The following is a 24,738-nucleotide window of genomic DNA, read 5'->3' on the forward strand; positions in this document are numbered from 1 at the left end:
TTTCTGCCAGCGTACCAAATGAAAAGGCCCGCACGAGGGCGGGCCTTTCGACGGGATCGCGATATCAGGATCAGGCCGAAACATTCGCCTTTTCGTCGGTCCGCTCCGAATAGATATAGAGCGGGCGGGCAGAGCCCTTGACGACTTCGTCGGAGATGACCACCTCGCGAACGCCTTCCAGCGTCGGCAGCTCGAACATGGTGTCGAGCAGGATCTTCTCCATGATCGAGCGCAGGCCGCGGGCGCCGGTCTTGCGCACGATCGCCTTGCGGGCAATCTCGCGCAGGGCGTCCTCATGGAAGGTCAGTTCGACATCTTCCATCTCGAACAGGCGCTGATACTGCTTGATCAGCGCGTTCTTCGGCTCGGACAGGATCTGGATCAGCGCTTCCTCGTCCAGGTCTTCCAACGTCGCCAGAACCGGCAGACGGCCGATGAATTCCGGGATCAGGCCGAACTTCACCAGATCTTCCGGCTCCAGCTCGCGCAGGACTTCGCCGACGCGGCGATCTTCCGGCGCGCGCACGGCAGCACCGAAGCCGATCGAGGTCTTTTCGCCACGGGCGGAGATGATCTTGTCGAGGCCGGCAAAGGCGCCGCCGCAGATAAACAGGATGTTGGTCGTGTCAACCTGCAGGAATTCCTGCTGCGGATGCTTGCGCCCGCCCTGCGGCGGAACGGAAGCGACCGTGCCTTCCATGATCTTCAGCAGCGCCTGCTGCACGCCCTCGCCCGAAACGTCCCTGGTGATCGAGGGGTTGTCGGACTTGCGCGAGATCTTGTCGACCTCGTCGATATAGACGATGCCGCGCTGGGCCCGCTCGACATTGTAGTCAGCGGCCTGCAGGAGCTTCAGGATGATATTCTCGACGTCCTCACCGACATAGCCGGCCTCGGTCAGCGTCGTCGCGTCGGCCATGGTGAAGGGAACGTCGATGATGCGGGCGAGCGTCTGGGCAAGATAGGTCTTGCCGCAGCCGGTCGGGCCAACCAGCATGATGTTCGACTTCGCCAGTTCGACGTCGGAGCCCTTGGAGGCATGGGCGAGACGCTTGTAATGGTTATGCACCGCAACCGACAGGATGCGCTTGGCCTGCTGCTGGCCGATGACATATTCGTCAAGGACCTTGATGATCTCCTGCGGCGTGGGAACACCATCGCGGGATTTCACCATCGAGGTCTTGTTCTCCTCGCGGATGATGTCCATGCAAAGCTCGACGCATTCGTCGCAGATGAACACCGTCGGCCCGGCAATGAGCTTGCGCACTTCATGCTGGCTCTTGCCGCAGAACGAACAATAAAGAGTATTCTTGGAGTCGCCGCCGTTGCTGCCGCTGACCTTGCTCATTTCAAATTCCTTCCAGCACGCCCGACGCCCTCAAGGAGGCGCCGCGGACCACTCAAACCGCTCCGAAGACTGACGCCCGCAATGCCGGGCATCAGCGAACAGGGCCTCGGGAGTACGAACCGGCATCAAACGCGAGGTCCGAGTCCGGCGGCAACGATTCTCCCACCGAAACCGAATGCTAGGAACAGACATTCAACATAGCATTAACGGCGGATATTAGCCGCTTTGGCTCGCGGATAAAGCCCTTTGAGGCTTACAATTGTGTCACAATTGCATCTATCCGCGAACAAAGCATCGCAATCAGGCCGCCGGCGGCGCCGCTTCCATCGCTTCGCGCGATGTGATGACCTTATCCACAAGCCCCCAGGCCTGTGCTTCGTCTGCCGTCATGAAGTGGTCGCGATCGAGCGTCTGTTCAACCTCTTCATAGGTCCGGCCGCAGTGCTTCACGTAAACGTCATTGAGCCGGCGCTTCATCTTGATGATGTCGCGTGCGTGGCGCTCGATGTCGGACGCCTGGCCCTGGAAGCCGCCGGAAGGCTGGTGGACCATGATGCGGGCGCTCGGCAGGGCAAAGCGCATGTCCTTGTGGCCGGCCGCCAGAAGCAGCGAGCCCATGGAGGCTGCCTGGCCGATGCACAGCGTGGAGACCGCCGGCTTGATGAACTGCATGGTGTCGTAGATCGCCATGCCGGCCGTGACGACGCCGCCGGGCGAATTGATGTAGAGCGCGATTTCCTTCTTCGGATTTTCCGCTTCCAGGAACAGGAGCTGGGCGCAGACCAGCGTCGACATATGATCTTCCACCGGTCCAGTCAGGAAGATGATCCGCTCTTTCAGGAGGCGGGAATAGATGTCGTAGGAGCGTTCGCCGCGGTTGGTCTGCTCGACGACCATCGGCACCAGGGCCATTGCGGTATCAACGGGATTTCTCATGTCTAGCCTTGTCAATGATGCGCGCGACCGGTTCACGCGCCGGGAATCATGAATGTGTCTCCTCTTCTACATAAAGGGCCTCATAGGCCCACTTCAAGACGCCACCGTCTTATAACCTTAACCACCCTTGACCGGAGCGCCACCTGTCCCCGCGCCGACGGTCAAAGCTGTGATTCGACCGGCAGCACGCCGATGACCGTCGCGGTGAGCCAGCGCCAGAAGCCCGCTTCCGGCTCTCGCCTGAGCCGGCGGGCATGGTGGGCGCGCTCGTCGCTCCACACAAGCCGACGCCCCTCAAGGCTCAGGCGGAAGCTGTTGGCGGGCGCCGTCTCCTCGGTGAAGATGGCGTCGATATCGGCGATCAGCGCCGGACAGGTGATCAGCACGCCCATTTCCGTGTTGAGCGAGGCCGAGCGCGGGTCGAAATTCATCGAGCCGACGAAGCCGGTGCGCCCGTCTATGGTGAAGGCCTTGGTGTGCAGGCTGGCGGACCGGGAGCCGAACAGCGAGAGGCGCGCGGTCTCGCTCGGCTCGCGCTCCGCCTTCAGCTCGTAGAGCCGCACCCCGATGGACAGCAGTCGACGTCGATAGTTGGCATAGGCGCCATGCACGGCGGCGACGTCTGTGGCGGCCAGCGAATTGGTCAGCACCGCCACCTCGGCCCCGCGCTCTGTGAGCGCGCCAAGCGCCTTCACCCCGTTCGCGCCGGGAATGAAATAGGGCGAGATAATGCGCAGATGCCGCTCAGTGTCATGGATCACGGGCATCAGCACTTCCATCAGCCAGTTCTGCCGCCGGCCCATATGCGCCTTTTCCGGGGGATCGGCGACCATGCGCAGCTCTCCGGTCCAGCGCAGCGGACCGGTGCCGTGAAACAGCCCCTCCTCCCCCGCCAGCCGGTCGAGATGGTCGAGATAGGGCCGGGCCGCGCTGCCATTGGCAATTCGGGCGAGCTTGCGGCGCAGCCGCGGGAGATAGTGGCGCCGCGGGGTGCGCAGCGCGCCGATCGGCAGCACCATCGGGCTGTTCCAATAGGCGTCAAAGATCTCGGAGGCCTGGCCGGCGATCTCGCCCAGCATCCACATGTCGAGATCGCGGAAATTGGACTGCTCGGCCGCATCGAAATAGGCGTCGCCGATGTTACGGCCGCCGGCGATGGCGATGCGCCCGTCAGCGATCCAGGCCTTGTTGTGCATGCGTCGGGTGGCGCTCAGCGGACGCGCCATCATTTCCAGGCCGCGCTTCAGCCGGTCGGTGCGGGCGCGGCTGGGATTGAACAGCCGCACCTCGATATTCTCATGCGCATCGAGCGACAGGCAGAAGGCATCGTGCAGGCCGGCATTGATGTCGTCGAGCAGCAGGCGCACCTTCACGCCGCGATCGGCCGCCGCCAGCACCTCCGCCGCGAGAAGGCGGCCGGTGAGATCCTTGCGCCAGTAGTAATATTGCAGATCGAGGCTGCGCCCGGCGCGCCGGGCCGAGAGCGCGCGGGCAGCGAAGGCGTCGATATTGTCGGACAGCAGTGCCACGCCGTTCTGCCCGGCATGCGCCGCGCGCATCGGCGCCGCCCGGCGGTCGATCTCCGTCTGCCCGTCAAGCGGTGGCAGAGCTCGGGCGGGCGCGCCCTGCGGACGCCGGCCGAACCGTCCCCAGGCATAGATTGAGGAAAGGGCCACGAGGGCGAGCAGGGCGCCGCCAAGCACCAGCAGGATCGTCAGCATCGCCGCGCCCCTGTCTGCCTCACCGCGACCCCGCCTGCGGAGCCTGCCCGCCGCGCGCCTCTTGCCGCTCTTCCGCCGCGTCCGCCTCGGGCGCCGCCGCGTCAATCGGCCCGACCTGCGGCAGAGGCGATATGCCGAGCGAGTGCAGCGCGGCGGCGAGATCGATATGGGCTTTCAACGGCAGATGATCGGAGGCGATGCGCGAGAGCGGCGAGTGATGCGCCTCGACATGGGTGACGAGCGTATGCGGGCTGCCCATCACGCGATCGAGCGCCAGCAGCGGAAAGCGCGACGGAAAGCTTGGCACCACCGAGATCGAATGGTCGAAGACCGGGTCCAGCATGCTGAGCGCCGAACTGGAACCGATCCGCCATTCGTTGAGATCGCCGATCAGCAGCGTCGGCCGCGCGTCCCCCGCCGAGAGCGCCGCCAGGATCGCCCGCGCCTGCTGCCCGCGCGAGTGGCGTAGCAGGCCGAAATGCGCGGCGATGATGCGCAAGGGGCCGAGTTTCAGGTCGAGATCGACCATCAGCGCGCCGCGCGGCTCCACGCCCGGCAGCTTCAGCTGCTCCACGCGCCCCACCACCCCCTCACGAAAGAGCAGCACATTGCCGTGCCAGCCGTGGCCCTTGGGCGAGAAGGCAGCGATCGGCACCGGAACGAGATGGCAGTCGCGCCGCAGACGCTCCATGTCGAGCAGGCCGGCCCGCTCGCCGAAGCGCTGGTCCGCTTCCTGCAGAGCGATGATATCGGCGTCCAGCTCGCAGATCACGTCGATGATGCGGCCGGGATCGAAGCGCTTGTCCACGCCCACGCATTTGTGAATGTTGTAGGAAGCGATCACCAGATCGCCCTTGGCTTCCACGGCCTCCCGCCCGGCCAGCGGGACACGCCGCGCGCGGATGGCCTGGATCAGGCCCTGGCGAAGGGTCTTGGGCGGCGTCCGCTTGAGGGACGAGGTCTTCGGCTCGGAGGGCATCGGCGGGCTCGGCGGCTTTCCATTCACGCAGCAAAGAGATAGACCATCCGGGCGGCGAGGCAAGGCGGTGTTGCTCAGGAAGCGGCTGCCTGTCGTCTGCGCCTCTCCACCTTCCGCCTCCATCTCTGCACGCCGAGAAAGCGCCTGCGCACATGCCATTCGATCCGCCCTTCCGCCTTGCCGCCGACCACCCGTCCGTTTCGCTCGATCTGCATGATCCCCGCTTCTTCACCGACCCCTGGGCAAGCTATGCGGCGCTGCATGCGCAGGCGCCGCGCTTCTTCTGGGAGGAGGAAGGCAAGTGGTTCTTCGCGTCCTATGCCGATGTCAACGCGCTGCTGCGCGACCGGCGCTTCGGCCGGCAGATCCTGCATGTGGCCAGCCGACAGGAGCTGGGCCTGCCCGAGCCGCAGCCGCATCTGGCCGATTTCGACCGGATCGAATCCTTCTCGCTCCTGGAACTGGAGCCGCCGGCACATACGCGGCTGAGGACGCTGGTCAACCGCGCCTTCGTCTCGCGCCAGATCGACAGGCTGACGCCGCGCATCACGGCGCTCTCGCACGCGCTGATCGACGGTTTCGCCGACAAAGGCGAGACGGAACTGCTGACGTCCTATGCCGAAGTGATCCCCGTCACCATCATCGCGGAAATGCTCGGCGTGCCGCAGGAGGCAGCGCCCAGGCTGCTCGACTGGTCGCACCGGATGGTGCGCATGTATATGGCGCGGCCGACGCGCGAGACGGAAGACGACGCCAACCAGGCCTCCGCCGACTTCGGCGCCTATCTGGCCGACATCATCGACTGGAAGCGCAAGAACCCGGCCGACGACCTGCTGACCCAGATGATCACCGCCGATCGCGACGGCCAGACGCTGAGCGAGGAGGAACTGATCTCCACCGCTGCGCTGCTGCTCAATGCCGGGCATGAGGCGACGGTGCACCAGATCGGCAATGCGGTCGCGCTGATCCTGTCGCAGGGCGCCGACCCCGCGGCGCTCTTCGCCGATGACAGGGCGACCACGCTGACGGTGGAGGAATGTCTGCGCCGTGCCGCTCCCTTGCATCTGTTCCAGCGCATCGCGCTCGAGGACGTCACGCTGGACGGCGGCATCACGATCAAGCGCGGCGAGCGCATCGGCCTCCTGCTCGGTGCGGCCAATGTCGATCCGACCCGCTTCACCGACCCCATGGCCTTCCGTCCGACCCGCGACGAGGGCGCGAACCTTTCTTTCGGCGCCGGCATCCATTTCTGCATCGGCGCGCCGCTCGCCCGGCTGGAGCTAAAGATTTCCCTGCCGATCCTGTTCCAGCACCTGCCCAACCTGCGTCTGAAGGCCATGCCGGAGGTCAAGGACAGCTTCCATTTCCATGGGCTGGAGCGTGTCGAGCTGGTCTGGTGAGAGTGCCGAGGCGGCCGCAGCATTCTCAGCGGTCGCGCCTCATTCGAAGCAAGCCCCCTTGAAACCGCCCTCCACAGCACGAAAATGGCGGCCGGTTAGCTTTCGACAAAGAATGTGCAGTGCAACATTAGAATTGACAAGCATACCGATCGCCGAATAGTCCAATCTGATGCTTTTTCCGGCTTGCGACATATGCCTCGTCGACGGCTGCTTTTTTTGAAGTTCGCATTCAGGGAGCGATGCGCTGATGACGGCCAAGCCTCGTTATCTGTCGATACAGTATCTGCGCGCGATCGCAGCCCTCATGGTCGTGTTCCACCATCTGCGCGACCCCAAGCCGTGGCTTTATAATCCGTTCGAGAATTTTTCCTTCGGCGCCTATGGCGTCGAAATCTTCTTCGTCATCAGTGGTTTCGTCATCTATACCGCTGCGCGGCAGGAGCCGGTGGGTGAATTCGTCCGGCGAAGGATCATCCGTGTGGTGCCGCTCTACTGGCTGGCGACTGCCGGCTACATCGCCATCGATGCGGTGTCGCATGGCGTGGCCTATCAGGCGGCATCGCTCGAGACGATCGTGAAGAGCTTCCTGTTCATCCCGCATTTTCATCCGCTGCTCACAGATCAGGTCCTGCCCTATCTTATTCCCGGATGGAGCCTGAATTACGAGATGTTCTTTTACGCGCTGTTTGCGGTGACGGCCGCCTTCGGCGCCTACCGGCTCGGCATTCTGCTCGTGCTTCTGGTGCTACTGGTCGCGCTCGGCGCTCTCCTGTCGCCCCTTCATTCCCCGCTTGCGCTGACCTATACCAATCCGTTGATTTTGCTGTTCGGCGCCGGTCTGCTCATCGCCTATGGCGAGCGCCTTGGACGGCTGCCTAAGGCTGCAGCTCTGCTGCTCTTCATCAGCGCACCGGCCGTGCTGGCCATCGACTGGCTTTCGGGAAGCATGCTGCATCTGTTGCCTGCCATCGGCCTAACGCTCGGCTTCGTCGCCTTAGAACACCACAGGCGCCTGGGCGAGGTTCGGCTCCTGCGCCTGATCGGCGATGCGAGCTATGCGATCTACCTCTCGCATTTTCTGATCATCCGCATCGTGGTGGTGCTGGTCCAGCATCTTCCCCTGTCGGGGCCGCCCCAGTTCATCATCCTCCTGGCAACGGGCCTCGCCGGATCGATCGTTTTCGGCATCGCCGTCCACCTCCTGGTCGAAAAGCCGTTGATCCGGCTGTTCAACCGTCGCCTGTTGCGCAAGCGCCAGCTGCCTGCTTGACGGATCGGCCACCGCTCGAACGATAAGCACGCATTCGGTCCGTTCTGCAGGCGCGCGCCCAGCCTGAGCAAAAAGCCGTTCGCGCGCAAGCGGTGGTCGTCAGATCCGGATCACATAATCCTTCCGCGTGGTCTCGATCACCTCCCAGATCCCCTTGAACCCGGGGCGCAGGATCATGCTGTCGCCAGCCTTCAGCTCGAAGACGGTTCCGTCCTCCGAGATCACGCGGGAATGGCCCGAGAGGATGTGGAAATACTCCCACTCCTCATAGACGATCCGCCAGGCGCCCGGCGTCGCCTCCCAGATCCCGGCATAGAGGCCGCCTTCGGCCTCCTCCAGGTTCCAGGTGCGAAATTGCGGGTCGCCCGAGACGATGCGGTCGGCCGCCGGCGCGCCGACATCAGGCGCGACGCTGCCGGGATCGAAGGTGAAGCCGAGTGACGGGATACTCATGCCAATCTCCTCACAGTCGTCGCCTCATGCCTTGTCCAAAGCCTGCTGGAGATCGGCGATGATGTCGGCGACATCCTCGATGCCGATCGACAGGCGCACCACTTCCGGGCCGGCGCCCGCCGCCGCCTGCTGCTCCGGCGTCAGCTGCCGGTGGGTGGTGGAGGCGGGATGGATGACCAGCGACCGGGTGTCGCCGATATTGGCGAGGTGGGAGAGCATTTCCAGCCCTTCGACGAAGCGCTTGCCGGCGTCGTAGCCATCCTTGAGCCCGAATGTGAAGACGGCGCCGGCGCCCTGCGGCGCGTAACGCTGCTGCAGCGCATGGTTCGCATCGTCCTCCAGCCCGGAATAGCGCACCCAGGCCACCTTGGGATGTTGCTTCAGCCAGCGGGCGACCTCGCGGGCATTGTCGCAATGGCGCTGCATGCGCAGCGGCAGCGTCTCGATGCCGGTGAGGATCATGAAGGCGTTGAAGGGCGAGATCGCCGGGCCGAAATCGCGCAGGCCCAGCACCCGGGCGGCGATGGCGAAGGAGACATTGCCGAAGGCCTGCGACAGCACGAGGCCGGCATATTCGGGCCGGGGCTCGCTGAGTGCCGGATAATTGCCCGAGGCCGCCCAGTCGAAGGTGCCGCCATCCACCAGGATTCCGCCCATGGAATTGCCATGGCCGCCCATGAACTTGGTCAGCGAATGCACGACGATGTCGGCGCCGTGCTCCAGCGGGCGCACGAGATAGGGCGTGGCCATGGTGTTGTCGACGATGAGCGGCAGGCCGTGGCGGTGGGCGATCTCGGCAATGGCGGCGATATCCACGAAGGTGCCGCCGGGATTGGCGAGACTCTCGATGAAGATCGCCCGGGTGCGGTCGTCGATCTCGGCCTCGAAGCTCTCCGGGTGATCGGTATCGGCCCAGCGCACCTGCCAGTCGAAGGACTTAAAGGAATGGGCGAACTGGTTGATCGAACCGCCGTAAAGCTTTCTGGCGGCAACGAAATTGTCGCCCGGACGCAGGATCGTATGGAACACGAGCAACTGGGCGGCATGGCCCGACGCCACGGCAAGCGCGGCCGTGCCGCCTTCCAAAGCTGCCACCCGCTCCTCCAGCACCGCCTGGGTCGGGTTGGTGATGCGGGTATAGATATTGCCGGCGGCCTGCAGGCCGAAGAGCGCGGCGGCCTGATCGGTATCCTCGAAGACGAAGCTGGTCGTCTGATAGATCGGCGTCGCCCGCGCGCCCGTGGTCGGATCGGGCTGAGCGCCGGCATGGACGGCCAGCGTGTTGAACCCCGGATTGCCTGCCATGATGTTTCCTCCTGCTTGGCCTGTTTCTCCCGGCATCATGGCCCGGCGGACAGGCGCCGGTCAAAGCGGCTTTTGCCCGCGATCCACAGGCCGCACGCAAAGCACGCCGCGCAGGCCGAGCCCGAGAGGATGATTATTCTCCCGGCCGGCATCCGTCGTCGGGCGAAGGGTTCAAAGCCCGAGACGTGGAATTTCGATGGCCGGGCAGCGGTTCATCACCACCTCGATGCCGCCCGCCTCCGCCCTGGCCGCGGCCTGATCGTCGCGCACCGAGAGCTGACCCCAGATCACCTTCGGACGCGGCACCATGGCAAGCGCCTCCTCCACCACGCCGTCCAGCTGGTCGGCCGCGCGGAAGACATCGACCATGTCCACCGGCTCGGCAATATCGGCAAGGCGGGCGGCGACGGTCTGGCCGAGGATGGTCTTGCCTGCCTGCCCCGGATTGACGGGAATGACGCGGTAGCCGCGCGACAGGAGAAAAGCCATGACACCATGGCTCGGCCGCGCCGCATTGGGCGAGGCACCGACAAGCGCGATCACCTTGCTGTCCCCGAGAATGCGCGCGAGCTGCGCGTCGCTGTAATGATCGTGGTTCATCCGCGTCTCCTCCCTTTGGCCGCTCTTTCGGGTCGTTACGTCACGGCCCGGAAATCGGCCTTGCCGGGGCGCTGCAGGGCCGCCCCGGGAATACCTATATCGAGCGCGGGCGCCGCCCTCTGTCCAGAGGCGGCGGCAAAAATTGCGGCTGGATCCGGCCTGATGGCAGCAGGCGACATCGCGCAAAGCGGGTTCTCGAATTCCCTGCTGCGCGCCAAGCGAACAAAAAACCGGCATTTCGCCAGCGCGGCTCTCTGCGGAATTTCATCGTTCCGTCAACGGATCATGACCGTTCTGTCATGGTGCCATCCTAGCAACGGGGCGTGCTCCTTCCCCAGTTTCAGGTGACATCCATGAACGCACGTTTGCTTTCCGCCCTGATTTTCGCCCTTTCCGCGAGCGTTGCCCCGCTTGCGGCCCATGCCGAGGAAAAGGCCTTCCCCGCCAAGCTCGCCGCCCAGGTGGTGCTGCCTGCCAATACGGTCATCCCCGCACCGGCCGATGCGCCCGAGGCCCTGAAAACGGCTGGCAAGTTCACGACGCCGGATCGCAAGCGCGCCCAGGGCATCGGCACCGTTCCGGGCATGGACGGCGTTCACCCGACCGGCCTGTCTCTGCCGTTCGACGGTCAGGCGGTTCAGGGCCTGTCCGGCATCAAGACCATGGCCGACGGCACCTTCTGGACGCTGACGGACAATGGCTTCGGCACCAAGCTGAATTCGGTCGACGCCATGCTGATGCTCCATCATGTCAAGCTCGACTGGGCCGGCGGCAAGTTCGACCGGATGGAGACCATCTTCCTGTCCGACCCCAACAAGATCGCCCCCTTCCCGATCGTCATGGAAGGCGCGGAAAAGCGCTATCTGACCGGTTCCGATTTCGACCTGGAATCGATCCAGCCGGTGGCCGACGGCTTCTGGCTCGGCGAGGAGTTTGGCCCGTATCTGATGAAGGTCAATCTGAAGGGTGAGCTTGAGGCCGTCTATCCGACCACGATCGAGGGCAAGCCGGTGATGTCACCCGACAATCCGACGCTGACCCTGCCCTCCGACCCGACCAAGCCGCTGCCGGCCGGCTTCAACCTGCGCCGCTCCAACGGCTTCGAGGGCATGGCCATGTCGAAGGACGGCTCCAAGCTCTACGCGCTTCTCGAAGGCCCACTCTATCTCGGCGAGGGCAAGTTCGAGCAGGTGGACGGTCAGAACGCGCTGCGCATTGCCGAATTCGACACCAAGGCCAAGGCCTGGACCGGCCGCAGCTGGCTCTATCCGCTTTCGGCCGGCGGCACCAATATCGGCGATTTCAACATGATCGACGGCACCGCGGCCCTGGTGCTGGAGCGCGACGGTGGCGAAGGCACGGCCGACAAGGCCTGCGCCGATCCGGCCAAGCCGCAGGTCGACTGCTTCGAGAAGCCGGCCAAGCACAAGCGCGTCTACAAGATCGAGATGACGGATGAGAACGCCGGCAAGGCCGTGCGCAAGATCGGCTATATCGACCTGATGAACATCGCCGACCCGGACAAGAAGGCCAGCCAGGGCACCAAGGACGGCATCTACACCATGCCCTTCGTCACCATCGAGAATGTCGATGTGGTCGATGCGACCCACATCGTGGTCGGCAACGACAACAACCTGCCCTTCTCCATCGGCCGTTTCATCGACAAGGCCGACGACAATGAGATGGTGCTGCTCGACGTGGGTGATTTCCTGACCGCCAAGTAAGGCGCGCCGGACGCCGCCGGCACGCCGGACCTTCCTCGCAAGGAGGGTTCGGCCACAAGGCAAAAGGCCGATGCGGAAAACGCATCGGCCTTTTGCTTTGGATCTGACAGCCCTATTGGAACTGAAGCGTGATCTTCTTGCCGGTGAGCTTGGCCAGCTGCTGCAGCCTCCCGTCCAGGCGCTCGCCGGCGAAATCCTGCAGGCCGGCGGGCACGATCCAGTCCACCGCACCCTCCTCCTTCGCCGAGGGTTCGAGGCGCAGTTCGCGCACGACGCCGGGCATGGAGGCGGAGAAGAGATAGAGAACGCGCAGGAGGGCGCCGAGCACCCGTGCGCGCTGCATCATGCGCGGCGTGGCGATCATGGCCAGCGGCCCGGTGGCATCGTCGTCGCGCACGCCTTCGAAGCGATAATAGTTGGCGAGCGCAATATAGGCACGGCCGGCATGGCTGATGCCGCTGAAGGTCGAATGCGCGATGATATTCAGCGCCTGCAGGCCACGATAATCCGGATGGGCGCGCCAGCTGATATCGGCCAGCAGGCAGGCAGCCTGGCGATAGCGGCTTTCCTCGTCGGTCTCGTCGAGCCCCAGCGCCTGCATGGCCGGCCCGGTCCAGGCCGCAAGCTCGCGGGCATGTTCGGGCGAGCGCGCCCGCAGGATCGCCAGTTCCTCTGCCGCGGCAAGCAGCGGGTCTTCCTTCTGCATCGATTCCGACAGAAGCGCGTAGAGATAGCCCTCGCGCACGCCGAGCGCGGAGAAGGAGACGAGGGCGGGCTTGGCCGCCGCAATCGCCTCCTGCAGCGTCACCGCGCCGAAGGGGATCAGAAGGCGGCGGCTCTTGGAGATCGCCGCATAGGCCGGCTCCTTGGAATCCTTGGACTCGGCCACCTCCGACAGGAAGCTCATCGCCTCCGCAAAGGGAATTTCATAGCCCTGCATCATGTGCAGCGGGTAGCCGCGCAGCTCCATATGCAGCTTGGCAATGGCGCGCCAAGTGCCGCCGACGGCATAGAAGGTGCGCCCCTCCCCGACTTTGAGAACGTCCGCGTCCTTGAAGTGGCGGCGGGCATAGCTGCGCGCCTTGGTCACCGATCCGCCGGAATGTTCCGACAGGCGGATGCCGCCCAGCGGCAGGGTGATACCCTTGCCGATCGCCGGTCCCTTGACCTCGACCAGTTCCAGCGAGCCGCCCCCGAGATCACCGACGATCCCATCAGGATCGTGATAGCCGCTGATGACGCCGAGCGCCGAATAATAGGCCTCTTCCTCGCCTGACAGCACCCGCACGGAGTGATGCAGGATCGCCTCTGCCCGGCGGATGAAATCCGGGCCGTTGGAGGCATCGCGGGCGGCGGCGGTCGCCAGCACGAAAGTGGTCCGGGCGCGGGCCTGCACCGACAGCGCGCGGAAGCGATGGAGCGCCGCGATGGCGCGCTCCACGCTTGCTTCGTCCATGCGGCCCGTCGCGTCGATTCCCTTGCCGAGCCCGCACATGACCTTCTCGTTGAAGAGCACGGCGGGATTCCGGTTCAGTCCCTCGTAAACAACCAGTCGAACCGAGTTGGAGCCGATATCGACAACGGAGACAGGGGCAATACCCGGCAGGCGCCCCTGGGCTTCAGATTCCACCATGCAGACTCAATTTACTTTCTACGATCGCTCTTCCAGCCGGCGATCACGCGCGGTGCGCTGGACTTCAGGGCCTCGCCGCGCCCCGACAGGCTCGGATTGGTCATGAAGTAAACCTGCGCATTGAACGGATCGGAGTCCTTCGACACCGCGATCCGCCGCGAGGTCCCGTCCTCAAGGATCTCGTAGCTCTGCTGATTATCGATCAGATTGGCCAGCATGATCTGCGAGAGAACCTGTTCGTGCACCGTCCGGTTGGTCAGAGGCACGAGGGTTTCCACGCGCCGGTCCAGATTACGCGGCATCATATCCGCCGAGCCGATATAGACCAGCGCATGCTCGGAGGGAAGCCCGTGGCCATTGCCGAAGCAGAAGATGCGGCTGTGCTCAAGGAAGCGGCCGACAATCGATTTGACGCGGATGTTCTCGGACAGGCCGGGCACCTGCGGGCGCAGGCAGCAGATGCCACGCACCACCAGTTCCACTTCCACGCCCGCGCGGCTGGCGCGGTAGAGCGCGTCGATGATGTCGGGATCGACCAGCGAATTCATCTTCATCCAGACGGCGGCCGGGCGGCCGGCCTGGGCGTGGACGATTTCCTCCTCGATATGCTGGAGGATGCGCGGGCGCAGCGTATAGGGCGAGATGCCGATCTTCATGTCCGGCTCGGGCTCGCCATAGCCGGTGATGAAGTTGAAGATGTTGGCCATGTCATGGCCGATCGCCGGATCGCAGGTGAAGAAGGACAGGTCGGTGTAGATCTTGGCGGTGATCGGGTGATAATTGCCGGTGCCGAGGTGGCAATAGGTGCGCAGGCGGCCATCCTCGCGGCGCACCACCATCGACATCTTCGCATGGGTCTTCAGCTCGATGAAGCCGAAGACGACCTGCACGCCGGCGCGCTCCAGGTCGCGGGCCCAGCGGATATTGGCTTCTTCATCGAAGCGGGCCTTGAGCTCCACCAGCGCGGTGACCGACTTGCCGGCCTCTGCCGCGTCGATCAGCGCGCGGACGATCGGGCTGTCGTTCGACGTGCGGTAGAGCGTCTGCTTGATCGCGAGAACATCGGGATCGCGGGCAGCCTGGTACAGAAACTGCACCACCACGTCGAAGCTCTCATAGGGGTGGTGGACGACCATGTCCTTTTCGCGGATGGCGGCGAAGCAATCGCCGAAATGCTCGCGGACGCGCTCGGGAAATCGCGCATTGTAGGGCGGGAAGCGCAGGTCGTCGCGCGGGGCCTTGGCGATTTCCGACAGGGTGTTCAGCGCCAGCAGGCCCGGCAGAACGGCCACGCGGTTTTCCGGCACGGCCAGCTCGGAGATGACGAAGCGGCGCAGCTCGATCGGCATTTCCGAATCGATCTCGATGCGGATGACAGAGCCGCGGCGGCGGCGCTTCAATGCGGTTTCGAAGAAGCGCACGAGATCTTCGGCCTCTTCCTCCAGCTCGATATCGCTGTCGCGGATCAGGCGGAAGGTGCCGGCGCCGCGCACCTCATAGCCCGGGAAGAGCCGCTCGATGAACAGGCCCACCACGTCTTCGAGCGTGATGTAGCGGATGGTCGACTTCACATCCGGCAGGCGCACGAAGCGGTCCAGCGCGACGGGCAGACGCAGAAGCGCAGTCATGTGCTCGCGCTCGGCGGTGCTGACCAGCTGCAGCCCCATGGTGAAGCCGAGATTGGGAATGAAGGGGAAAGGATGCGCCGGATCGATCGACAGGGGCGTCAGCACGGGGAAGATGGTCTGCTCGAAGGTCGTCTCGAGCCAGGCGCGATCCTCGCGCGAGAGCGAGACCGGACGCACGATCAGGATGTCTTCCTTGGCCAGATATTGCTGCAGAACAGCCAGCGAGGCCTGCTGCTCCATCTGAAGATTGTTGATTTCGCGCAGGATTTCGTCAAGCTGCTCCGCCGGCGTCTTGCCGTCGGGCGAGCGCACCACCACGTTCTGGCGCACCTGGCCTTCCAGCCCGGCCACGCGCACCATGAAGAACTCGTCGAGATTGGCCGCCGAGATCGACAGGAAGCGGATGCGCTCCAGGAGCGGATGGGCCGGGTTCAGCGTCTCCTCGAGAACGCGCCGGTTGAACTGCAGCCAGGAGAATTCACGGTTGATGAAGCGGGTCGGGCTCGTCAGCAGGTCGACCCCGTCTTGGGCCGGCTTGACGTTTTCCTTGGCGCTTTCGATCGGGGTGGCGGCAGAAGACGTATCCATAAGCCCTATCAACTCCTCTTGAAGCGAGACCTTGAGGATCTGCCGGCAGATGCCCCGCACGCTCGCGGTAAATTTCAATGTCTGCGTGTCTACGCGACTAGCGAAGTTTGGCAACCGTTCTGTGACAGTCAGTCGCCGCCTTTGTCCGCGCCATCCAGCACCTCGGCGATCAGCGCGCGGGTGATGCGGCTCGCCCGCGCCAGCGCCAGCCGGTCGATCTCCTCCACCAGCCGGCAGGCCGCGTCCAGGGAGCGTTCCATGCGCGCGACCATATAGTCGATCAGCCGCTCATCGATCGCAAGCTGCCGGTCGGAGAAGAGCTTCACCAGCACTTGGGACAGAAGGAAAGCATCGGGCGCGCCGAGCTCCACCACGGTCACGGCCTTCAGCCGCGAGCGCAGATCCGGCAGAGCGACGGCCCAGGCGGCCGGCATCTGCCGCGCCGTCATCATCAGCGCCGTGCCGTTCTGGCGCACGGTATTGATCAGGTGGAACAGGGCGGTCTCGTCGAGCGGGCCGCGATCGGCATCCTCGAACAGCACGGGGCGCTGCCGACCGGCCTCGGCGGCATCGCGCATCGGACGATGGCGCTCCGCACCGCTCAGCTCCGCCCAGATCGATGCCAGATGCGATTTTCCCGAGCCGGCGGGACCGACCAGCACGACGACGGGCGACGGCCAGCGCGGCCAGGCGTCGATCAGGGCCACGGCCGGCGCGATGGCGTCGGAAACGATGAGGTCTTCACGCCCGGTCTGGGGAGCGGGCGCCAGGTCGAGCGGAAGCTGTTCGGCTGTGCGGGTCATGTCTGTTTCAATCTTCGCCCGAAATTGCGGTCAAGATCGGGCCGGGCGCGTCTTATAGCATGGGGCGCCGGAAAAGGGTGGCAGGGCTTTCGGCCGGAATCGCCGCAATCCCCGTTTTCCCCGGTGCACCCCTCGGCCTGTGGAAGAGGCGGGCGCAGCCGATGCGCTTCAGCCAGGCAGCGGCGGGCCTACTCCCCCCGCTTCGGTTTGGTCGTGACATGCGGCTCGATGAGAAGCCCGCCATGCGGCGCACCGAGCACCTTGGGCGGCCCGTGATAGAGCGCGCTGTCGAGATAGCGCGACAGGGCGAAGCGTACGAGCACGCCGATGGCGGCCGCCAGCGGTACGGCGACGATCAGGCCGACGAAGCCGAACAGCACGCCGAAGGCAAGCAGCGCGAACATCAGCCAGACGGGATGCAGGCCGACGCTGCCGCCGACCAGCTTCGGCTGCAGGATGTTGCCTTCCAGAAACTGCCCGCTGAAGAAGATGCAGGCCACCACCCCGATCCAGACATAATCCGGCCAGAACTGCACCAGCGCCACGCCGACGGCCAGAAACAGGCCGACCAGCGAGCCGACATAGGGGACGAAGCTGATCATGCCGGCAAAAAGGCCGATCAGCAGGCCGAAATTGAGCCCGCTGAGCGACAGGAGCACGGCATAATAAATGCCGAGAATGAGGCAGAGCGAGCCCTGGCCACGCACGAAGCCGGCAATCGACAGGTCGATCTCGCGGGCCAGGCTGCGCACGGTGAGAAGATGCTGGCGTGGCACCCAGCTGTCGACCTTGTTGATCATCCGGTCCCAGTCGAGCAGCATGTAGAAGGCGACGACCGGCGTGACCACGAAGAGCGAGATGATATCGAGCAGCGCCAGGCCGGAATTCCACAATTGCTGGATCAGCGTGGCCAGGAAGCCGGCGGCCTGCTGCAGGAGGCGCATGGAGTTCTGGCGGATATCCGGCAGCTCGGCGGTGATCCAGCTCGGCAGGAAATGGCTGTCCGGGCTGGTGAAGATGGTCTGCAGCGTCGTGACATAGTCTGGGATCTTGGCGATGAAATCCCCCGCCTGGGTGAAGACGATCGGCAGGATCAGGATCAGCGACATCACGAAGACCACGAGGAAGCTGACCAGGATGACGATGGTGGCCATCATCCGGCTCAACCCCAGCCGCTCCAGACGGTCGGCCACGGGATCGAGGAAATAGGCCAGCGCCATGCCCGCGAAGAAGGGCAGAAGGATCGAGCGGAACAGAAACAGGAACAGGATGAAGACGGCGAGCACCGCGCCCCAGAAGATCGCGTGCCGCTTGAAGGCGCGGCTTTGTTGATTGACCTCAGATGCCACGGATCGATCCTCTCGGGCGGGTTTGCGAGGGTATGGACGGCCGGCTGCGCCGACGGCGGGGTGCCTGCCTCATGCGGTGTTGGCCGGCATCGTGAAGCTTTCGCCACGACCACATCCCGCAAGGCGACAGGCGCTTGAGGCTTGGCCGCGATTCGGGCGTTTTTTGGCGGGAAAGCCCTGTTCACAGGCCTGTGACGCTTGCAGGATGCCGGCTTCCATGCCAATCGCAGGCACGTGTTACGGTTTTAGAAACATGCAGCGCGATTTGGCAACGGAGTTGCGCGGTGCGCGCCGATGATATGGAGCGAGAAACCCATGAGCCAAGCCGGAAAGAACGGCCTGACCTATAGCGATGCCGGCGTCGATATCGATGCGGGCAACCTCATGGTCGAGAAGATCAAGCCGCATGTGCGCTCCACCCGCCGCCCCGGCGCGGATGGCGAGATCGGCGGCTTCGGCGGGCTGTTCGACCTGAAGGCCGCGGGCTTCACCGATCCGGTTCTGGTGGCCGCCAATGATGGCGTCGGCACCAAGCTGAAGATCGCCATCGACGCCGATCACCATGACGAGGTGGGCATCGATCTCGTGGCCATGTGCGTCAATGATCTCGTTGTGCAGGGCGCCGAGCCCCTGTTCTTCCTCGACTATTTCGCCACCGGCAAGCTGGACCCGGACCAGGGCGCGGCCATCGTCGCCGGCATTGCCGCCGGCTGCCGCGAGGCGGGCTGCGCGCTGATCGGCGGCGAGACCGCGGAAATGCCCGGCATGTATCAGGGCGGCGATTATGACCTGGCGGGCTTTGCCGTCGGCGCGGCCGAACGCGGCCAGCTGCTGCCGGCCGCCGATGTCGAAGCCGGCGATGTCATCCTCGGTCTGACCTCGTCCGGCGTGCATTCCAACGGCTTCTCGCTGGTGCGCAAGATCGTGGCGCTGTCGGGCCTCGCCTGGGATGCGCCCTGCCCCTTCGGCGACGGCACGCTGGCCGAGCGGCTGCTGACGCCGACCCGCATCTATGTCAAGCCGCTGCTCAAGGCCATCCGCGAGACCGGCGCGATCAAGGCGCTCGCCCACATCACCGGCGGCGGCTTTCCGGAAAACATTCCGCGCGTGCTGCCGAAGCATCTCGCCGCCGAGATCGATCTTAACGCCGTCAAGGCGCCCGCCGTTTTCTCCTGGCTGGCGAAGACCGGCGGCGTCGAGGCGACGGAAATGCTGCGCACCTTCAATTGCGGCGTCGGCATGATCGCCGTGGTTTCGCCCGAGAAGGCTGACGCGGTGGCGGCCGTTCTTGCCGGTGAAGGAGAAACGGTGTTCACGCTTGGCCGGATGGTGGCGCGCGAAGACGGCGCGGCCGGCACGCTCTACAAGGGCACGCTCGCCCTATGACGACGACGGCAGCAGGGGATGGCGCGCGCAAGCGCGTCGTCGTGATGATATCAGGCGGCGGCTCCAACATGCTGGCACTGGTCAAAGCGGCCGGCGAACCGGGCTTTCCCGCCGAGATCGTCGGCGTGATCTCGGACAAGCGGGATGCGGGCGGCCTGGCCAAGGCCGCAGCGCTCGGCCTGCCGGCGCTGGCGCTGGAACGGCGCGATTATGACAGCAAGGCCGCCCATGAGGCCGCCGTGCTGGAAGCGCTGGCCGGCTTCTCGCCCGATCTGATCTGCCTGGCGGGCTATATGCGGCTCCTGTCGGGGGCTTTCATTCAGCGCTATGAAGGCCGTATCCTCAACATCCACCCTTCGCTGCTGCCGCTTTATCCGGGCTTGCACACCCATAGCAGGGCGATTGAAGCGGGCGACGCCGAGGCCGGCTGCACCGTCCATTTCGTCACCGAGGGCATGGACGAGGGGCCGGCCATCGTTCAGGCGCGGGTGCCGATCCTACCCGGCGATACGCCGGAGACGCTCGCGGCCCGCGTGCTCACCGAAGAGCACAGGGTCTATGCCCAGGCTCTGCGGGATGTGGCCGAGGGGCGCGTGCGGATGACGGCGGGAACCTGAGGCGCCGCACCCTCTTTTCCGTGGCAGCCACAAGCCGAAGCAGAAATGTCACGCGCGGCAACAACCCGGCCAGCGGCGCGGAGCACCTCTTGTTGCCTTCATTCCGCCATGCTTAAGCAAGGTGTCCGACATCTTTGAAGGCTCCGCTCCTCGTGCGTTTCCTGCCCACTCTTGCTCTCCTTCTCTGCTCTGGCCTTCTGTGCTCCGCTCCCGCGCGGGCCGGGGATGGTCCTTTGCCCGATCCGGTCTACAGCATCACGGGCGGCGTTGGCGTCATCGATCTTCGCGCGAGCGAATATGTCTATGAGAATGGCGACAAACTGAGCCAGCTCAACTGGCACACCAGACATGCGCTCCTCTATACGCTGGGCCTCGAAGGCACGGTGGATGCGGACTGGACGCTGAGCACGCAGCTGCGGCTCGGGGCGGAGGGCGACGGGCACATGGTCGATTACGACTGGGTCGACCCCTATGCCCGCGATGGCGGTATGACCGGATGGAGCGACCGGTCGATCTCGCCGGACACGCAGCTCGATCACTATGTCGATCTGTCGCTGGAGGCGAAGCGACGTCTGGCAGACAGGGATGGCCTGTCCCTCTCGGCCTTCGGCGGGTTCCGCTATACCGATGTCAAATGGACGTCCTATGGCGGCGGTTACATCTATAGCGAAGACGGGTTTCGCAATTCGGTCGGGCATTTTCCCGAGGGCGAGCGCGGCATCAGCTACCGCCAGAAAATCCCCGTGCCCTATCTCGGCCTTGAGAGCCAGGCAAGTTTCGGCGGCTGGTCGCTTGGCGCCCGCGCCGGCCTCGGCCTGACCTTCGGCATCAAGGACATCGACGATCACTGGATGCGGAACCTGCGCTTCTTCGATTCCATGGATGCCGCGCCCGTGGCCATGCTCGGCCTCACCGCCAGCTATGCCATCAGCGACCACGTCGCGCTGACATTGGCAGGCGACGTCGAAAACGTGGCACGCCGACGCGGCGACATGCGCTTGATCGATACCAAGACGGGGGAGAGCGGATCGGACCGCGAGGCGGCTGGCGCGAGCTTCCGCAGCCTGTCGGTCAGCTTCGGGCTCAAGGGCAGCTTCTGAACGGGCCCGACGAACAGAGCCGAAAGACAGGGCCAAGCTTGCTCTCGCAGCCTCTTTCTAGTGCCCTGCATGCCTGATGGCCTCATGTGAAGCCATCAGGGAATCGCCGTGCAGGGTTGGCTTAGCTGCGCAGGAAAGCCAGGAGATCGTCGGTCAGGCGCTGCTTGTGCGAGGCGAACAGGCCGTGCGGGGCGCCGTCATATTCGATCAGCGTCGAACCCGGAATGGCGCGGGCGGCAGCGCGGCCTGCAGCCTCGATCGGCACGGTCTGGTCGCCCGTGCCGTGGATGATCAGCGTCGGCGCGCGGAAGGCCGGCAGATCCGGGCGGAAGTCGGTTGTCGCGAAGGCTTCCGCGCAGGCGAGCGTCGGCTTGAGGCCGGCCATCATCGACTGGTTGACGGACCACTCGACCACTTCGTCGCTGACATTGCCGGTAAAGATGCCGACGCCATAGAAGGTCTTCATGAAGCTCGCGAAGAAATGCGCGCGGTCCTCGATCATCCCTTCGGTCATGCCGTCGAAGGTCGACTGCGGCGTGCCCTCGGGATTGTCGTCGGTCTGCAGCATGTAAGGCACGACCGAGGCGACCAGCGCCACCTTCGACACGCCCTTGCCGCCATGGCGCGACAGGTAGCGCGCGACTTCACCGCCCCCCATCGAGAAGCCGAACAGTGCCGCATCATCGAGACCCTTCGCCTCCATGACATCGGCGAGATCGTCGGCCAGCGTGTCATAATCGTAACCGGTCCAGGGCTGGTCCGAGCGGCCGAAGCCGCGGCGGTCATAGGCAATTGCGCGGAAGCCGTTATTGGCGGCGACATAGGCGAAATCATCCCAGGTGTCCGAGGTCAGCGGCCAGCCATGCAGCAGCACGACAGGACGCCCCTCACCCCAGTCCTTCACATAGAGTTCGGTCCCGGAGCGGGTCTTGATCCTGGTCATTAGCAGATCCTTGGTTAGGGAATGGACCTGCGAAACGTCGGACGGCGGGCGCTTGTTCCGTGAAGATGATGTCATAGAGACACTGGTGAAAGCGCCCACGGTTATTGGAGCGGCGCCCCTACGCCTTCAGGCTCTCCCGGTTCATCGCCGCCCATTGCAGGAGGATGACGGTCTTGGCGTCGCGGATCTCGCCTGTCGCGATCTTGGCCAAGGCCTCGTCCAGCGGCAGTTCCACGCGCTCGATATCCTCGTCCTCCTCCGCCAGGCCGCCGCCATCGGTGACGCGGTCCTGCTGTTCGATCAGGGCCGCGAAGAAATGGACGATCTCGGTCACCGAGCCCGGCGACATGAACAGCTTGAACAGCGGGCGGACGGAGTGCACGCGATAGCCGGTCTCCTCCGCCACCTCACGTCGGATGGCCTCGGCCGGGTTCTCGCCATCGAGCAGGCCGGCCGGCGTTTCCAAGAGGAAGCCGTCATCGTCGTTGACATAGGCCGGCACGCGGAACTGGCGCACCAGCACCACCATGTCCCGGGCGGGATCGTAGAGCAGGATCGTCGCGCCATTGCCCCGGTCATAGGCCTCGCGCTTCAGGATCTTCTCCTGCCCGTTCGAGCCGACATAGCGGAAGGTGATGTTGCGCAGATGGTACCAGTTCTTCGAGAGGGTCTCGTCCTTCAGGATCTCGACCCGGGCATTCTTCAGCTTGCTCATGCGGCCTCTTCGCGGGCTAGGGTCAGGACCCTAATCAAAAATTCAGAGCGGGCTTTCGGGCGAAAACCGGACTCACTTTTCGCCATCCCGCGCCAGCCAGACGCGGTTGTCGTGGAAGGCGGCGCCGCCATAGGGCGCGACGGGATCGGCGCCGGTCAGCACGTTGATGCCTTCGCCATCGAGATGGGCGCCGTTCGGCCAGAGGCCCTCGGCCACCAGAACGCCCCTGCGCGCGCCGCCGCCGATCTCGGCATGCAGGCGGATCGTGCCGCGCTGATTGCCGAGACGCACGATATCGCCTTCCCCGATATGGAGGCGAACGGCATCCTCGGGATGGATCATCACGCTTGGCCGCCCTTCCTTTTCCACCGAGGAGCGGGTCTCGGCAAAGGTGGAATTGAGGAAAGAGCGCGCGGGCGATGTGGCCAGGCGGAAGGGATGGTCGCCATCCTCCGCCTCGATCAGCGCGGCATGGTCCGGGAAGGTGGGCAGAGCGGCGTGCGGCCCGAGAAGACCGATGGAGGCCGGCGGCCGGTTCGGCGCGGGCGTGCCGGTCCAGTCCGCGCGGAAGCGGAAGCGGCCATCGGCATGGCCGAAGCCGTTGAGAAAATGCGCGGTGTCGAAATCGGGCTGCACGTCCAGCCAGCGCACCTCTTTCAGCGCATCGAAGCTGGAGCCGGAAGGCGCGAGGATCGCGTCGATATGCGCGCGCTCGCTCATGCCAAAGCCAGGACGATCGGCGACGCCCAGACGCTTGGCCAGCTCTTCGATGACGAAAAGATTGGTGCGCACCGTCTCCGGCGGCTCCACCAGCTTCGGCCCGAGCAGAATGTGCTGGTGGCCGCCGCCGCGATAGAGATCGTCATGCTCCAGGAACATGGTGGCCGGCAGGACGATATCGGCAAGTACTGCCGTGTCGGTCATGAACTGCTCGTGCACGGCGACGAAGAGATCCTCGCGCAGGAAGCCCTGACGCACCAGCCGCTGCTCCGGCGCGACATTGACGGGATTGGTGTTCTGGATCAGCAGCGCCGTCACCGGCCCGCGGTGGCGCAGGGCCTCGGCGTCGCCGGTCAGCACCCGGCCGATCTGCGACTGGTCGAGCATGCGGATCTCGGGATCTGCCATGGCAGAGCCGATCAGCATGCGCTTGTCCAGCCGGAAGATGTCATTGTTGGAATGAAAGGCGCCGCCGCCCTCGTGCCGCCAGCTGCCGAGCACCGTGGCGAGGCTCGCCGCCGCATGGATGGCCACCGCGCCATTGCGCTGGCGGGTAAAACCGTAGCCGAGCCGGAAATAGCTGCGCCTGGTGGTGCCGACGAGCCGGGCGAAACGCTCGATCTCCTCGACGGAGAGACCGGTGATCGCCGCTGCCCATTGCGGCGTGCGGGTTTTGAGATGCGCTTCCAGCCCGGCCGGATCATCGGCATAGCGGGCCATGTAGTCCCGGTCGGCATAGGCGTCGCGGAAGGCGATGTGCATGGCCGCGCAGGCGAGCGCCCCGTCGGTGCCCGGCTTCAGCACGAGGCCGAGATCGGCCTGCTTGACTGTGGGACTGTCATAGATGTCGATGACGACGATCTTCGCGCCGCGCTCCTTGCGTGCCTTGATGGCGTGCGTCATGACATTGACCTGGGTGGACACCGGATTGGTGCCCCAGATCACCACGCAATCGGACTTGGCCATTTCGCGCGGATCGGGCCCGCGCAGTGCACCGGTCGCCATGGTCATGCCGGTCCAGGCCGGATTGGTGCAGATCGAACCGAAGAAACCGGAATAGCGCTTGGCATGGCGCAGCCGCTCGATCGAGTCGCGCTGCACCTGGCCCATGGTGCCGGCATAGAAATAGGGCCAGACCGCTTCCGAGCCGTGCCGGGCCTCGGCCTTGACGAAGGCTTCGGCGATCTCGTCGAGCGCGGCGTCCCAGCCGATCTCCTGCCACTGGCCGCTGCCCTTCCCGCCCTTGCGCCGCTGCGGCACCAGCAGGCGGCCCGGATGATAGATCCGCTCGGAATAGCGGGCGACCTTGGCGCAGATCACGCCGGCGGTATAGCTGTTGGCGGCCGCGCCGCGCACGCGGCCGATGCGGCCATCGGCCATCAGATCGACATCGAGCGCGCAGGCCGAGGGACAGTCATGCGGGCAGACGGTATGGCCGGTGACCGGCCGAAGGGGGGTCGCAACGTTCATGGCTTTTCTATATTGCAGGCAACAGGCGGCGCAAAGGCGGCGCTTGTCAC

General features: G+C 64.8%; 20 protein-coding genes. 6 read left to right on the forward strand and 14 right to left on the reverse strand.

Annotation, left to right across the window (positions count from 1 at the left end):
• Window positions 1–70: 70 nt before the first annotated feature.
• The 4 genes from clpX to BJF92_RS08660 form a co-directional block, all read right to left on the reverse strand.
• Window positions 71–1,348, reverse strand: coding sequence for an ATP-dependent Clp protease ATP-binding subunit ClpX (gene clpX / locus BJF92_RS08645; protein WP_075628927.1), 1,278 nt, complete (start codon window positions 1,346–1,348; stop codon window positions 71–73).
• 300 nt (window positions 1,349–1,648) lie between these two features.
• Window positions 1,649–2,284: an ATP-dependent Clp endopeptidase proteolytic subunit ClpP gene (gene clpP, locus BJF92_RS08650; protein WP_075634361.1), complete on the reverse strand. Its 636-nt coding sequence runs from the start codon at window positions 2,282–2,284 to the stop codon at window positions 1,649–1,651.
• 161 nt (window positions 2,285–2,445) lie between these two features.
• Window positions 2,446–4,005, reverse strand: a complete 1,560-nt coding sequence (locus BJF92_RS08655) for a phospholipase D family protein (protein ID WP_075634362.1) — start codon at window positions 4,003–4,005, stop codon at window positions 2,446–2,448.
• Between the two features lie 19 nt (window positions 4,006–4,024).
• Window positions 4,025–4,984: an endonuclease/exonuclease/phosphatase family protein gene (locus BJF92_RS08660; protein WP_075634363.1), complete on the reverse strand. Its 960-nt coding sequence runs from the start codon at window positions 4,982–4,984 to the stop codon at window positions 4,025–4,027.
• 152 nt (window positions 4,985–5,136) lie between these two features.
• On the opposite strand from BJF92_RS08660, the gene BJF92_RS08665 reads away from it, so the two are divergent.
• Both BJF92_RS08665 and BJF92_RS08670 read left to right on the forward strand, forming a co-directional pair.
• On the forward strand, window positions 5,137–6,384 hold the full coding sequence (locus BJF92_RS08665; RefSeq protein ID WP_075634364.1) for a cytochrome P450: 1,248 nt from the start codon (window positions 5,137–5,139) through the stop codon (window positions 6,382–6,384).
• A 247-nt stretch (window positions 6,385–6,631) separates the two neighbouring features.
• Window positions 6,632–7,654: an acyltransferase family protein gene (locus BJF92_RS08670; protein ID WP_075634365.1), complete on the forward strand. Its 1,023-nt coding sequence runs from the start codon at window positions 6,632–6,634 to the stop codon at window positions 7,652–7,654.
• Window positions 7,655–7,753: 99 nt separating this feature from the next.
• On the opposite strand, the gene BJF92_RS08675 is transcribed toward BJF92_RS08670, so the two are convergent.
• The 3 genes from BJF92_RS08675 to BJF92_RS08685 form a co-directional block, all read right to left on the reverse strand.
• Window positions 7,754–8,107 (reverse strand): cupin domain-containing protein, encoded by a 354-nt coding sequence (locus tag BJF92_RS08675; protein ID WP_075634366.1) that lies wholly within the window; start codon window positions 8,105–8,107, stop codon window positions 7,754–7,756.
• 24 nt (window positions 8,108–8,131) lie between these two features.
• Entirely contained in the window at window positions 8,132–9,412 is a 1,281-nt protein-coding gene (locus BJF92_RS08680; protein WP_075634367.1) for an O-acetylhomoserine aminocarboxypropyltransferase, read from the reverse strand.
• A gap of 171 nt (window positions 9,413–9,583) precedes the next feature.
• Window positions 9,584–10,012 carry a CoA-binding protein gene (locus tag BJF92_RS08685; protein ID WP_075634368.1) on the reverse strand — a complete coding sequence of 143 codons (429 nt, stop codon included), beginning with the start codon at window positions 10,010–10,012 and terminating at the stop codon, window positions 9,584–9,586.
• Window positions 10,013–10,365: 353 nt separating this feature from the next.
• On the opposite strand from BJF92_RS08685, the gene BJF92_RS08690 reads away from it, so the two are divergent.
• The gene (locus BJF92_RS08690; RefSeq protein WP_075634369.1) at window positions 10,366–11,736 is read left to right on the forward strand and encodes an esterase-like activity of phytase family protein; all 1,371 of its coding nucleotides are present in this window, start codon (window positions 10,366–10,368) and stop codon (window positions 11,734–11,736) included.
• Window positions 11,737–11,848: 112 nt separating this feature from the next.
• Here the strand turns inward: BJF92_RS08690 and ppx are convergent, their stop codons facing one another.
• The 4 genes from ppx to BJF92_RS08710 form a co-directional block, all read right to left on the reverse strand.
• Window positions 11,849–13,369 (reverse strand): exopolyphosphatase, encoded by a 1,521-nt coding sequence (gene ppx / locus BJF92_RS08695; protein ID WP_075634370.1) that lies wholly within the window; start codon window positions 13,367–13,369, stop codon window positions 11,849–11,851.
• An 11-nt stretch (window positions 13,370–13,380) separates the two neighbouring features.
• Complete coding sequence (locus BJF92_RS08700) at window positions 13,381–15,585, reverse strand: RNA degradosome polyphosphate kinase (RefSeq protein ID WP_075634371.1); 2,205 nt, start codon at window positions 15,583–15,585, stop codon at window positions 13,381–13,383.
• Between the two features lie 128 nt (window positions 15,586–15,713).
• Complete coding sequence (gene hdaA / locus BJF92_RS08705; RefSeq protein ID WP_075634372.1) at window positions 15,714–16,388, reverse strand: DnaA regulatory inactivator HdaA; 675 nt, start codon at window positions 16,386–16,388, stop codon at window positions 15,714–15,716.
• Window positions 16,389–16,576: 188 nt separating this feature from the next.
• On the reverse strand, window positions 16,577–17,737 hold the full coding sequence (locus tag BJF92_RS08710) for an AI-2E family transporter (RefSeq protein ID WP_078057937.1): 1,161 nt from the start codon (window positions 17,735–17,737) through the stop codon (window positions 16,577–16,579).
• A gap of 315 nt (window positions 17,738–18,052) precedes the next feature.
• Between BJF92_RS08710 and purM the strand changes: the two genes are divergently transcribed.
• The 3 genes from purM to BJF92_RS08725 all read left to right on the forward strand — a co-directional run bounded on the left by purM (window position 18,053) and on the right by BJF92_RS08725 (window position 20,840).
• Complete coding sequence (purM, locus tag BJF92_RS08715; RefSeq protein ID WP_075634373.1) at window positions 18,053–19,123, forward strand: phosphoribosylformylglycinamidine cyclo-ligase; 1,071 nt, start codon at window positions 18,053–18,055, stop codon at window positions 19,121–19,123.
• Entirely contained in the window at window positions 19,120–19,740 is a 621-nt protein-coding gene (gene purN / locus BJF92_RS08720) for a phosphoribosylglycinamide formyltransferase (protein WP_075634374.1), read from the forward strand. Before purM ends, purN begins: the two co-directional genes overlap by 4 nt.
• 233 nt (window positions 19,741–19,973) lie before the next feature.
• Window positions 19,974–20,840, forward strand: coding sequence for an omptin family outer membrane protease (locus BJF92_RS08725; protein WP_075634375.1), 867 nt, complete (start codon window positions 19,974–19,976; stop codon window positions 20,838–20,840).
• Between the two features lie 121 nt (window positions 20,841–20,961).
• On the opposite strand, the gene BJF92_RS08730 is transcribed toward BJF92_RS08725, so the two are convergent.
• From BJF92_RS08730 to BJF92_RS08740, 3 genes are all read right to left on the reverse strand, one after another.
• Entirely contained in the window at window positions 20,962–21,783 is an 822-nt protein-coding gene (locus BJF92_RS08730; RefSeq protein WP_075634376.1) for an alpha/beta fold hydrolase, read from the reverse strand.
• 118 nt (window positions 21,784–21,901) lie between these two features.
• Window positions 21,902–22,498 (reverse strand): NUDIX domain-containing protein, encoded by a 597-nt coding sequence (locus tag BJF92_RS08735; RefSeq protein WP_075634377.1) that lies wholly within the window; start codon window positions 22,496–22,498, stop codon window positions 21,902–21,904.
• 72 nt (window positions 22,499–22,570) lie between these two features.
• Window positions 22,571–24,706: a molybdopterin-containing oxidoreductase family protein gene (locus BJF92_RS08740; RefSeq protein ID WP_075634378.1), complete on the reverse strand. Its 2,136-nt coding sequence runs from the start codon at window positions 24,704–24,706 to the stop codon at window positions 22,571–22,573.
• Between the last annotated feature and the right edge of the window lie 32 nt (window positions 24,707–24,738).

Source organism: Xaviernesmea rhizosphaerae (assembly GCF_001938945.1).
GTDB classification, from domain to species: Bacteria; Pseudomonadota; Alphaproteobacteria; order Rhizobiales; family Rhizobiaceae; genus Xaviernesmea; species Xaviernesmea rhizosphaerae.